The organism is Brevibacterium aurantiacum (genome assembly GCF_007558825.1).
Lineage (GTDB): Bacteria > Actinomycetota > Actinomycetes > Actinomycetales > Brevibacteriaceae > Brevibacterium > Brevibacterium aurantiacum_A.
Map to the genome: position 1 here is coordinate 103,151 of NZ_VLTK01000004.1, position 11,816 is coordinate 114,966.

Consider the following 11,816-nt stretch of genomic DNA (forward strand, 5'->3'; position numbering starts at 1 on the left):
TCAAGAACGCGAATTGAGCGTCGGTCGCAGAGCGCTCCAGCACTCCTCCAGCCGCGTCGCCCACCAGTCGAATCGTCCCGGATCCACCGCCAGCCTCTCCAGGCGCTGTGGGTCCGGGACGATTCGCGTCACCGGGATCTGACCGTCGACAGGACTCAGGCTGAGATCCGCACTCACCACATCCTCGGCGAAGAGCCTTCCAGTACCCAGACCGCAGGCCGGGTGCTCACCCAGGATTTCCCGGCTCGCAGGTGTGCGCGGCAGCGTGGCCGCCAACTGGGCCCCGGCGGCCAATCCGACAGATGACTCCAATGCCGATGACACAACAGCCGGCAGACCGCAGGCTTCGATGATCGAACGTGCGGCAGCGATCCCACCCAGCGGCTGGACCTTGACGATGACAACCTCGGCGGCTCCCAGCTCTGCCACTCGCAGGGGGTCCTCGGCCTTGCGAATCGACTCATCAGCGGCCAGGACCACAGGCAGTCCATCGAGTTTCTCCCGCAGCCGCGCCATGTCTTCAACGGCCGCGACGGGCTGCTCGAAGTACTGCAGGTCGAATTCCGCGAACTCGGCGCAGGCCCTGAGCGCCTCGGGCAGCGTATAGCCGGCATTCGCATCGAGTCTCAGCGTCGTTGAGGGAAACAGACGCCGAAACTCTCGCAGCCGCTCCAAATCACCGGGCAGGGAGTCGATCCCATGTTCGGCCACCTTCGCCTTGACCGTGCCGACGGGTCCGTAGCGGGCCAGGATCGACTCGACTTCGGAGGTTGCACACGCGGGCAGGGTCGCGTTGACGGCCACTGATCGGACGGCGGCGGCTGACCGACCTGAGGTGTCAGCCAAGTGACCGACGGCACTGGATCCAGCCTCGGCGGCTCCCGGCAGCAGTCCTGCGAAGTCGAGAGCGGCTCTCAGCCAGCGTGAGGATTCGGCTGCATCGTATTCGGTGAAAGGGGAAAACTCCGCCCACCCATCGGGGCCTTCGACGAGCATGATCTCGCGCTCGGTGATCCCCCGGAACCGGGTGATCATGGGGAGTTTGAGAACCTGGAAATTCGGCACGAGTTCAGCGATCGACTCGGGGATCTGCTCCGTATCAGCCATGGAGCAACCATATCGGTCCGGTGACAGGCGATAGGGTTGGGGCCATGACGGTTTCTGAAATCTTTGACCCCTCCCAGTGGCGTGAAGTATCCGGATTCGACTTCACCGACATCACCTATCACCGCGCGGTCAAACCCGACGGCACTGACCTGGGGTGCGTGCGCATCGCCTTCGACCGTCCCGATATCCGCAACGCCTTCCGCCCCCACACCGTCGACGAGCTCTATCGAGCCCTCGACCACGCCCGCCAGACCTCGGACGTCGGCGCGGTCCTGCTCACTGGCAATGGCCCCAGCTCACGCGACGGCGGCTGGGCCTTCTGCTCCGGCGGCGATCAGCGCATCCGCGGCCGTTCGGGCTACCAGTATGCCTCCGGGGAGACTCGCGAGTCCGTGGACCCGGCTCGTGCCGGCCGCCTCCATATCCTCGAGGTCCAACGACTCATCCGCACCATGCCCAAGGTCGTCATCGCCGTCGTCCCGGGTTGGGCTGCCGGCGGTGGCCACAGCCTCCATGTCGTCTGTGACATGACGATTGCCTCGCGCCAGCATGCGAAGTTCAAACAGACCGATGCCGATGTCGGCTCCTATGACGCCGGCTACGGCTCTGCCTACCTTGCGAAGATGGTCGGACAGAAGAAGGCACGGGAGATCTTCTTCCTCGGCCGCACCTACTCTGCCCAGGACATGGCTGACATGGGCGCCGTCAATGAGGTCGTCGACCACGAAGATCTTGAGACCGCAGCCCTGACCATGGCCAAGGAGATCCTCGGCAAGTCCCCCAATGCCCAGCGGATGCTGAAATTCGCATTCAACCTCGTTGATGACGGTCTCATGGGCCAGCAGGTCTTCGCAGGTGAGGCTACCCGTCTGGGCTACATGACCGACGAGGCGGTCGAAGGTCGTGACTCCTTCCTTGAGAAGCGTGACCCCGACTGGTCCCCCTACCCCTGGTACTACTGAGCGCCCCCGCCACATGAACACACAGCCCGTTGCGGATCTGCCCAGTGCGATCGATCGAGCCTTGGACGGCCGCTCGATCCTCGTCCTGCCCCGAACTCGTGAAGCTGCCATCACCGAGGTGGCTCCCAGTCAGTGGACGGGTGATGGCCGGGCGCCGGCGCTGGTGCTCTTCACCTCTGGTTCGACGGGCACCGCCAAGGCCGTCGCTCTGTCCGCCGAGGCGCTGACCACTTCGGCGCGGGCCACCGAACGGTCCCTGTCCGGACCCGGCGACTGGCACCTGAGTCTGCCCATCAACCACATTGCCGGGTTCCAGGTGGAGCTGCGAGCCCGGCTCGCGGGACCGGAACCGATCAGGTCTGCCTCGGCGACCTTCACCGCAGGTTCCTTCGCCGACGAGGCGCAGCAGCTGTTCGCACGGTCCGGCGAGCGACCGACCTACACCTCACTGGTGCCCACTCAACTGCACCGGATCCTTGCCGATGACCGGGCCACTGTCGCTGCGGCGAAGTTCGACGCCATCCTCCTCGGCGGTTCCGCGATATCGCCGGCCCTGCTCGAACGCGCCGATGCGCGGGGCCTGCACATCGTGCGCACCTACGGGATGAGCGAGACCGCAGGTGGGTGCGTGTACAACGGGGTTCCCTTCGATGGTGTCGAGATCGCGATCACCGAGTCCTCGACGATCGACCTGCGCGGTCGCGTCGTGGCCGATTCCTACGTCGAGATCACGGCTGAGGGCCGCATCGGCCCCATCGACAACCCGGGCCTGACCATCAACGATGACGGCACACGGACCATTCACACGAGCGATCTGGGTCGGCTCGACGAAGGGGTGCTCACGGTGCTCGGCCGATCCGATGACATCATCGTCTCCGGGGGCACGAATGTCTCTCCTCATGCCCTTGAGACGGGACTGCTGCCCACCTGGCAGCACCATGGGATCGCCGAGGTGCTCGTGACCTGGGTGCCCGATGAGGAGTGGGGCAAACTGCTCGTCGCCCTCGTCCGCATCGATGCTCAGGCGCCCGACACCGTGGTTGGGTCCATAGGCTCACCGCGTGAGTTCGCGCGGAGGCTGGGCGGACTCGACCACGGAATGCACGGGCACCTGCTGCCTCGACTGGTCTTCCCCGTCACTGAGATCCCCAATCGGTCGATCGGCAAACCCGACCGACAGGCTGCGGCCCGGCTTGCCGTCGAGCTGGCTGAGACAGAGAACCACAGAGTTCCGTCGCCCGAATACCCTAACAAGTGAACTACCGGTAATATGAGACGGTTCGAATTCTTATGAGGAAGGTATCCCGCCCAATGGCAACTGCCGCGCAGTGGATCTCCGGAGCCCGACTACGAACATTGCCTTTGGCTTTTGCCCCTGTTCTCATCGGCACCGGCGCCGCAATCGGCTCCGTGGGCGGCTTCACCTCCTTCATCATCGGCGACTACACCCGCAACGGCCACGACCATTCGCTGCCGCAGATCTTCCTCCGAGCGGTGCTCGCCCTCCTCGTCTCCCTCTGCCTGCAGATCGGGTCGAATTTCGCCAACGACTATTCCGACGGCGTCCGCGGCACCGACGATGTCCGCGTCGGTCCCGTGCGTCTCACGGCGACGGGCCTCGCCGAGCCGAACGCCGTCAAACGTGCGGCTTTCCTGTTCTTCGGCATCGCCGGGGTTGCCGGAATCGTGCTCGTCCTCATCTCACAGGCGTGGTGGTTCCTCATCGTCGGCGCCGCCGCCGTGGCTGCCGCCTGGTTCTATACTGGCGGCAGGAAGCCCTACGGATACATGGGGCTGGGCGAGGTGTTCGTCTTCGTATTCTTCGGCCTGGTGGCCACGCTGGGCACGATGTGGATGCAGGTCGGCGGACTCAGCCTCAGCGGCTGGGCCGGTGCGATTGCCATCGGTTCGCTCGCCTCGGCAGTGCTCATGGTCAACAACCTGCGCGACATCCCCACCGACATCGAAGCCGACAAGATCACCCTGGCTGTTCGCCTCGGCGACAACCGCTCACGGATCGCATTCGCGAGCCTCGTGCTCGTGCCCTTCGCACTGCTGGTCCTGGCGATCCTCGACGGTCATCCGGCCGTAGCACTTGCCATCCTCGCGCTGGTGCCCGCCCTCAACCCGTTGAAGACGGTGCTGCGTGGAACCACAGGCACCGGGCTCATCCCACCGATCAGATCGACGGGCCTCACCGCTCTGGCCTTCGCCGCCCTGATGGGCCTGGGCCTGGCGCTGTAGCCTGGCTCAGTTCCCTTCGTCGACGATACGGTCTTCCGCATCCTCGTCGACGCTCGTGCGCTTAGGAGCCGTTTCCCGCTTCGCAACGCGCTTCTCAATATCCGCGGCCACCTTGGCGCGCATGCCGCCCAAGAAGAGGTAGCTGAGGATTGCTCCGATGACGATTGCCGCCATCGCCATCACGAGGTTGAACCCGAGGAACGGCTGCAGAATCAGCCCAACGGCGACGATGATGCCCAGACGAGCCAATGTATAGATCCAGAAGTTGCGCATTGCACCTATTTTAGTCCGTCCACATCAGTGATTCATCACTGCCTGTGTGGGCGGGTGTTCAGGTTCGTGGACTATCCTGGGTCTATGGCTCGAATACTCATTGCCGCGATCGTCCTGGCGGCAGCGGTCACACTGTACGGACTCTTCGATTGCCTTCTGCGCGACCGTGGTCTGATCCGAGTCCTGCCCAAACCCGTCTGGGCGATCATCATTGTGCTGATCCCCGTGATCGGCTTCGCCCTCTGGTTCTTCTTCGGCCGTGGGACTGAGGACAAGCCCTCAGCAGCACCTCGTCAGCGGGGCCCCAGCGCCCCAGACGATGACGATGACTATCTGCGCAAAGTCGATCGCGACGTCAAGTTGGGAAAGCACGCTCCCGAGGCGCAGAAGCCCGAGGACAAGACCCCCGGCGCAGCAGATGACATCGGCGACGATGCCTCTGCCGATTCCGACACTCATTCCGCCGACACTGACGAACACGGTTCGGGCGGTTCCACCGGCGATGGACGCGGCCACTCGAACTGAGCGCTGGCCCGCACTTTCTCTCGTCTGACCGGCGCTGAGCGGGCCGCGGACTGAGGTTCAGCGGGCCGCGGATTTGAGGCTGAGCGGGCCGCGGGTTTGAGGCTGAGCGGGCCGCGTTGCCTCACACTGAGCGAGTTGCCTCACACTGAGCGGGCTCTGCAGAGTCTCTGAATGCTCCTGCCCTGAGGCTCAAGCAGTTGCTCTGAGGCTCACGCAGTGTGTTGGACACTTACCGACCGTGCACAGACTATCGACTGTACGAGGGGCCTCTCTGCAGCCGATTGGAACCTCTGCGGCATGCAAGAACATCGCGCAGGCAGCAGCAGCTGGTGCGTAGTCCAAAGACTGTGCTTGGACTGCAGAGAGTCGTAATCAGGCGCATCGTCTGGAGACCAACCCTGGAACGGCGTGACTCAGGTGAGATCAGCCTCGGCGCTGGCTGCAGCTCGGCTCAGGCTGCTGTGCGACCCTGACCGCAGATCAGCCGAGTCCTGAGTACGAGTGCAGGCCGTTGAAGTACATGTTGACGACAGTGAAGTTGAAGATCACCGTGGCGATGCCGATGAGGTTGAGCACTGCGACCTTTGTCGGTCCCCAACCGCGTGTGGCGCGGGCATGCAGGTACGCGGCGTAGATGACCCAGACGACGAACGTCCAGATTTCCTTCGAGTCCCAGCCCCAATAGCGGCTCCAAGCCACCTCGGCCCAGATGGCACCGGCGATGAGGGTGAACGTCCACGTGATGAATCCGACCGCGGCAATCGTGTAGGAGAACCGTTCCAGGTCGATGCTCGCGGGCATCCGACGCATGAAGCGCAGCCACTTCGGACCCTTGGTCTCCTGTGCGTTCTTCAGGATCTGGAACACGGCGAGGATCGCGGAGATGTAGAGCAGCGAAGTCGACAGGATTGCGATGGGTACGTGGATGGCGATCCAGTACGAGTCGAGCGCCGGGATGAGCTTCGCGGCTGGTGTGTAGAAGACCGTGATGGCCAGTCCCAAGCACAGCAGCACTCCTCCGGCCACGATCGTTCCCAGGTAGCGGATGTCCTTCTTCACATTGACGATGAGGAAGACGATGACGGTGATCACGGTGGCAGTGAGGACGTATTCCATCATGTTGCCCCACGGCACACGCATCACCGACAGCGCGCGAGTGAGCACAGCGGCCACGTGAAGAAGGGCGGCAAGGACGAGGAGCGAGGTGCCGATCCTCGCCCCGCGCCGAGGCTTCTCCTTGCCTGTTCCAGCCGAGATCTCAGCCGAAACGTCAGTCTGCGGCGGGTCGAGGAGTGCCGTGGTGGCCTTCCTGTTCGTGCGTCGCACATGAGAGGGCTTGGCGGCACTCGTCGCACCGGCTTCGGACTGCTTGAGTTCGCGCCCGCCGAACAGGTCGAAGGCATAGAAGATCATAGCGACGGCGTAGACGACCATCGCCGAGATGATGAGCTGGTTCGACCACATTGCGAGGTCAGTGTTGACGTCCATACATCCTCCGCACCAGCGGTGCTCTTCCATTGCGTCGTGGGTGTTGCTGTGATGTGGCTGTGCCAGGCCGGCCCTCGTCGGGGACGACCCGCGACAATTCTACTCCGCGTAGTACCTAAAGCGAATCATTCGTCTCCACTGGCATTCCGACCTCGGGCTTTCCGACCCCGAACGCTCCGATCCGGGGCCTTCCGTGCGACAAGTTCGTCAGTTCCTCTGGTCGGAATCATCGTCAGGATCATCGTCTGAAACGTCGGCGAGGTCCTTCGCGAGGTCCTTCGCAGCCCGTTCGACCAGCTGGTCCTCACCGCGGGCCAAAGCCGCAACTTCGGCCTGGCCGTCCTTGATGCGCACCCACATGCGTCGGCGTGGGATGAACAGGGACAGACCAAGACCCAGCAGCACGGCGATCGCGCTGACGAGCATCAGGCCCTGTGTCGGGTCTTGGGAGATGTCGACGGCGATGTAGCGTTTGACCCCGTCGAAGGTCACCGATCCGCCGTCGGGCAGCTTCTGGGTCTCTCCCTCGGCGAGTTGGATGAGCAGAGGGTTGCCAGCGGCGTCGGTCATCTCCGTCATGTTCTCGGCATCAATCGTGTATACCGACTGCGGGGTTCCGTCGTCAAGGCCGAGGTCACCGGTGTACCCGCTCATCACGAGGTAGGGATTGCGCAGTTCGGCGAAGCTCGAGACGAGCTCGCCGTTCTCGTTCTGGGTCGCCGTCGGCAGGAACACACCAACGAAGCCCATCTGAGTTCCCGCGGCGTCGGGTACCTTGATGACGCCTTCGGAGGTGTAGCCCGGGTCTCCGCCGTCGGGTATGAAAACCTGCGGGCCGGATTGCACGACCTGGCCCTTGGCGTCCTTGACCGTGACCTCCGGAGCGTAGCCGTTTCCGGTCAGATATACGCCCGTCCCGCCCACGCGCACAGGTTCATTGACGCGCAGCGTGTGCTTCTCGCTCTTCCCATCAGCGGTGGCCGTGACCTTCGCATCGAAGGTCCGGGGCTGGCCGAATTGGCTGCCCGGAGCCTGATCATCGAAGGTGGATTCGAAGCTGTCGAGCTTGAGCCGGAAATCCGGCAGGTGGTTGGCGTCGTAATAGGAGCCCGGTTCGAACGAGTCGTAGGCGACCAGAGAGTTCGTGAAGGTCTCACCCTCGACGAGGATCCGCTGGCCCTGATAGCCGAACAGGGATCCGATCGCCATCGTCAGCGTCGCGACGAGGAGGGCGATATGGAAGACCAGGTTGCCGGTCTCGCGCAGGTAGCCGCGTTCGGCGGCCACGTGATCGTCGTGGCGCACGGTGCGGTAGCCGAGCTTCTTCAACCGGGCCTGGGCGGTGTCGAGGAAGTCCTGGTCTGCGGCTTCGCGGGATTCGGCTGATCCGGTCGCCGAGGTGAAGGATTCATATCCCGGCATCCGACCCAACCGCCTCGGCGCCTTGGGTGGGGCCGAACGCATGGCCTTCCAATGCTGGGCCGAGCGTGGGATCACACAGCCGATCAGCGAGATCATGAGGAGGAGGTAGATCGCGGAGAACCAGATCGAGGAGTACACGTCGAACATCTGGATCGTGTCGAGGAACTGCCCCCAAGCACCATTGGCTTCGAGGAACGTGGTGACCCGCCCTGGATCTTGAATACGCTGCGGCAGCAGGGAGCCCGGGATTGCGGCCAAAGCCAAGACGAGGAGGAGGATCAGTGCCACCCGCATCGTCGTCAGCTGGCGCCACGCCCACCGGCACATGCCGATGAACCCCAGCTGCGGCTGGGTCACACCGGACTTGTGGCTGCCAACCTGCTTGCTGTTGTCAGCCTTCTTGTCGGCGGTCTTCTTCGCCACTAGATCACCACTTCGAAATCATAGATCAGACCCTGCAGAGAGGTCATCCACGCGTTCCACAGCCCGGAGGCCATGAGAACGCCCAACACGATGAGCATGATGCCGCCGGCACGGACGATCGCCGTCTGGTGTCTGCGCACCCAGGTCAGGCGGCCTGCACCCTTGTGGATCGCCACCGCCAGGAGAATGAAGGGAATGCCAAGTCCCAGGCAGTAGACGAACGCCAACAGTGCGCCGCGCCAGATCGTTCCCTCGCCGCCGAAGCTGACCGACATCGACAGAACTGCCGACAGCGTCGGGCCCACGCACGGGGCCCAGCCCAGGGCGAAGGTGGCGCCGAGCACGGGCGCGCCCCAGAGGCCTGCCTGAGGGCGAGCTCGGATCCGGTGCTCGGTCTGGAGTAGGCCGAAGCCGCCCATGAACACGAAGCCGGCGATGATGACGACGACGCCGAGGATCCGGATGAGCAGTCCCTGCCACTGTGAGAACAGTGCGCCCAGGGCCGAGAATCCTGTCCCCAGCAGGACGAAGACGATGGTGAACCCGAGGACGAACAGTGCGATACCGACAACGACCCGCCAGGTCTCTTTGTCCTTGAGGGAGGATCCGCTCAGCCCGGTGACATACCCGACATAGCCGGGGACCAGCGGCAGGACGCAGGGTGAGGCGAAGGAGACGAGTCCGGCCAGTGCGGCCGCACCGGCGGCCAGAAGCAGCGGCCCGTCGAGAACCGTCTGGGCGAAGTCCGCCCCGATTCCACTCACTCCGCCTGCACGTCCTCGATGAGTCCTTTGAGCGTCGACTCATCGACCTCTCCGACGACTCGAGCTGCGGCGCGACCCTTTGCGTCGAGGACGACGGTGGAGGGTGTGGCCTGCGGCGGGAGGACCCCCGAGAGCAGAGCCACCATGTCGCCGTTGGTGTCGAGCATGTTCGCATAGGGAATCTGGTAGTTCGAGACGAAGGCGTTCGCTGCGGCCTCCTGGTCGCGGACATTGACGCCGAGGAACTGGACCTCGTCACCGAATTCCTCGGCCAGGGACTTGAGCGCCGGGGCTTCCTTCCGGCACGGTGGGCAGGCCGCGTACCAGAGGTTGATGACGACCGGGTTGGGCCGGAGATCGGCCAGCGACATCGGCTTCCCGTCGAGTGTCTCGAAGTTCAACTCCAGAGGCTCCCCGCGTTTGTCCTTGGCCACCTGGGACACGACACCGGAGCCGGACACATATCCCTGATCGGATCCGGCCTGATCGGCCAGTTCGTCATTCTCACTGCACGCGCTGAGAACCACAGCGGTGCCAGCGACCAGTCCGGTCAGGAGGGTGCGACGGTTCATCGGGTTGGTGCGGTCGAACCGATTGGGGCGGGCATTCATGCTCCCGCCACCGCTTGCCCGGGCTGCAGATCTGCACAGATGCTCTCGTAACTCACGGATACAAGTGTGGACGATTCGAATGTGAAACTGGTGATAGATGCCAGGTCACACTCCCGTTTCCGAGGGTCGTGGACGAGCGAGCGCTCCTCCCCCGCCAAGCGTGTCATCCAGATCGGAAGCTGATGGGAGACGATGACGCCCTCGGCCTCGGGTCCATGCTTGGCGAGCTTTGTGCGCAGGCTGGCCATGCCTGCCTGCATCCGCAGAACGATCTGCCTGTAGGGCTCACCCCAGGACGGTGTCAACGGGTTGTACAGCCGGAGCAGATTGCGCGGTTCGGCCAACATGCGACCGTTGACCTTCTGGCCTTCAAAGGAGTTCGCCGCTTCGATCACGCGGTCATCGGTGAAGACCGGCAGCTCGAGTCGCTGGCGCAGCGGGGTGATCGTCTGCTGCGCCCGCAGCAGCGGGGAGCACACGAGCTCGACCGGGGGCGCCGAGGCTGCCGCGAAGTGCTCGCCGACCCGTCGGGCCATCTCGTGTCCGCGTTCGGTCAGACCGAAGTTCGGCAGCCGTCCGTAGAGGATGCGCTCCGGATTGTCGACCTCCCCGTGCCTGACCAGGTGGATCGTCGTCATCAGTTCCCCTGCGTGTTCGGTACACTCGCTGCCGCCTTGGCTGCGGCCGGCAGTGCCGAGATGATCCGATCGAGGATTTCATCGGTGTGGGCGTAGGAGAGGAACCAGGCTTCGAAGGCGCTCGGCGGCATGTGGATGCCCGCATCCAACATGGCGTTGAAGAACGCGGAGTAGCGCTCGACGTTCTGCGTCCGCGCGTCGTCGTAGTTGATGACCTCATGGTCGGTGAAGAACACGGAGAACATCGAATTCGCCGACTGTATGGTGTGCGCCACACCTTCAGCCTCCAGCGCAGAGGCGACTGCGGGGCGCAGAATGTCCGCAGCGCGGGAGATGTGTGAATACACATCGAGTTCAGTCGTCAGCTTCAGCGTGGTCAAGCCGGCGGCAGTGGCCACAGGGTTTCCGGACAGGGTTCCCGCCTGGTAGACCGGGCCTGTCGGTGCCAGATGCTCCATCACGTCGGCACGTCCGCCGAAGGCCGCGGCCGGGAAGCCGCCGCCCATGACCTTGCCGAAGGTGAACAGGTCAGCAGGTCCCTCCGGGTAGCCGAGAGATTCGGCTTCATAGCCGTACCAGCCTGCGGCCGAGACGCGGAAGCCTGTCATCACTTCGTCGCTGATCATCAGAGCACCGTGGGCCCTGGTCAGGCGGCGGATGGTGTTGGTGAAGCCGTCGCGAGGTGGCACGACGCCCATGTTGCCCGGACTCGCTTCTGTGATGACGCAGGCGATCTCATCACCGTGTTCGGCGAAGACGGTCTCCAGGCCGGCTGCGTCGTTGTAGTCGACGACGATCGTGTCCGAGGCCTGTGCACCGGTCACACCCGGGGTGTCGGGCAGGGAGAAGGTCGCCAGACCGGATCCCGCCTGGGCCAGAAGCGCGTCGACGTGTCCGTGGTAGCACCCGGCGAACTTCACGATCTTCGCCCGACCCGTGTATCCGCGGGCCAATCGGATGGCGCTCATGGTCGCCTCGGTGCCCGAGGACACGAGCCGGACCTGGTCGACGGGCTCGACTCGGGCGACGATCTCTTCGGCGAGTTCGACCTCGCCGGTCGACGGTGTGCCGAAGGAGAAGCCCTTGACGGCGGCTTCCTGCACAGCCGCGACCACCTCGGGACGGGAGTGGCCCATGATCATCGGACCCCACGAACCGATGAGGTCGATGTAGTCATTGCCGTCGGCGTCACGCAGCCATGCTCCGGTCGCCGAGGTGATGAAGCGCGGGGTGCCCCCGACGGCTTTGAAGGCCCGCACCGGTGAGTTCACTCCACCGGGGATGACATGTTCGGCGCGCTCGAACAGCGCAGCCGACTTCGCAGTCTCGTGTTTCATGGGTTCTCCTGAAGAGGTCGCC

The 11,816-nt window shown here is 64.1% G+C and carries 12 protein-coding genes; 4 read left to right on the plus strand and 8 right to left on the minus strand.

Annotated features, from left to right (window positions below; genetic code table 11):
• Complete coding sequence (locus FO013_RS07850) at positions 1-1,107, minus strand: o-succinylbenzoate synthase (protein ID WP_143922002.1); 1,107 nt, start codon at positions 1,105-1,107, stop codon at positions 1-3.
• Positions 1,108-1,151: 44 nt separating this feature from the next.
• On the opposite strand from FO013_RS07850, the gene FO013_RS07855 reads away from it, so the two are divergent.
• Genes FO013_RS07855 through FO013_RS07865 form a run of 3 tightly spaced genes read left to right on the plus strand, consistent with a single transcriptional unit; the run spans position 1,152 to position 4,313 of the window.
• Positions 1,152-2,069, plus strand: a complete 918-nt coding sequence (locus tag FO013_RS07855; RefSeq protein ID WP_143922003.1) for a 1,4-dihydroxy-2-naphthoyl-CoA synthase — start codon at positions 1,152-1,154, stop codon at positions 2,067-2,069.
• 13 nt (positions 2,070-2,082) lie between these two features.
• Entirely contained in the window at positions 2,083-3,327 is a 1,245-nt protein-coding gene (locus FO013_RS07860) for an AMP-binding protein (RefSeq protein ID WP_143922004.1), read from the plus strand.
• 53 nt (positions 3,328-3,380) lie between these two features.
• Positions 3,381-4,313 carry a 1,4-dihydroxy-2-naphthoate polyprenyltransferase gene (locus tag FO013_RS07865; protein WP_143922005.1) on the plus strand — a complete coding sequence of 311 codons (933 nt, stop codon included), beginning with the start codon at positions 3,381-3,383 and terminating at the stop codon, positions 4,311-4,313.
• A 6-nt stretch (positions 4,314-4,319) separates the two neighbouring features.
• Here FO013_RS07865 and FO013_RS07870 read toward each other — a convergent pair whose 3' ends face one another.
• A complete protein-coding gene (locus tag FO013_RS07870; protein WP_143922006.1) occupies positions 4,320-4,586 on the minus strand; it encodes a DUF4229 domain-containing protein in 267 nt (88 codons plus the stop codon).
• Positions 4,587-4,670: 84 nt separating this feature from the next.
• Here FO013_RS07870 and FO013_RS07875 point away from each other — a divergent pair, with 84 nt between their 5' ends.
• On the plus strand, positions 4,671-5,111 hold the full coding sequence (locus tag FO013_RS07875) for a PLD nuclease N-terminal domain-containing protein (RefSeq protein ID WP_143922007.1): 441 nt from the start codon (positions 4,671-4,673) through the stop codon (positions 5,109-5,111).
• A gap of 480 nt (positions 5,112-5,591) precedes the next feature.
• Here FO013_RS07875 and ccsB read toward each other — a convergent pair whose 3' ends face one another.
• From ccsB to hemL, 6 genes are all read right to left on the minus strand, one after another.
• Positions 5,592-6,599, minus strand: coding sequence for a c-type cytochrome biogenesis protein CcsB (ccsB, locus tag FO013_RS07880; protein WP_143922008.1), 1,008 nt, complete (start codon positions 6,597-6,599; stop codon positions 5,592-5,594).
• A gap of 207 nt (positions 6,600-6,806) precedes the next feature.
• A complete protein-coding gene (gene resB, locus FO013_RS07885; RefSeq protein ID WP_313900575.1) occupies positions 6,807-8,444 on the minus strand; it encodes a cytochrome c biogenesis protein ResB in 1,638 nt (545 codons plus the stop codon).
• A complete protein-coding gene (locus tag FO013_RS07890; RefSeq protein WP_143922332.1) occupies positions 8,444-9,199 on the minus strand; it encodes a cytochrome c biogenesis CcdA family protein in 756 nt (251 codons plus the stop codon). Before FO013_RS07890 ends, resB begins: the two co-directional genes overlap by 1 nt.
• Before the next feature lie 5 nt (positions 9,200-9,204).
• Positions 9,205-9,819, minus strand: a complete 615-nt coding sequence (locus tag FO013_RS07895) for a TlpA family protein disulfide reductase (protein ID WP_143922009.1) — start codon at positions 9,817-9,819, stop codon at positions 9,205-9,207.
• Entirely contained in the window at positions 9,816-10,457 is a 642-nt protein-coding gene (locus FO013_RS07900) for a histidine phosphatase family protein (RefSeq protein WP_143922010.1), read from the minus strand. Before FO013_RS07900 ends, FO013_RS07895 begins: the two co-directional genes overlap by 4 nt.
• Positions 10,457-11,794 carry a glutamate-1-semialdehyde 2,1-aminomutase gene (gene hemL / locus FO013_RS07905; RefSeq protein WP_143922011.1) on the minus strand — a complete coding sequence of 446 codons (1,338 nt, stop codon included), beginning with the start codon at positions 11,792-11,794 and terminating at the stop codon, positions 10,457-10,459. Before hemL ends, FO013_RS07900 begins: the two co-directional genes overlap by 1 nt.
• Between the last annotated feature and the right edge of the window lie 22 nt (positions 11,795-11,816).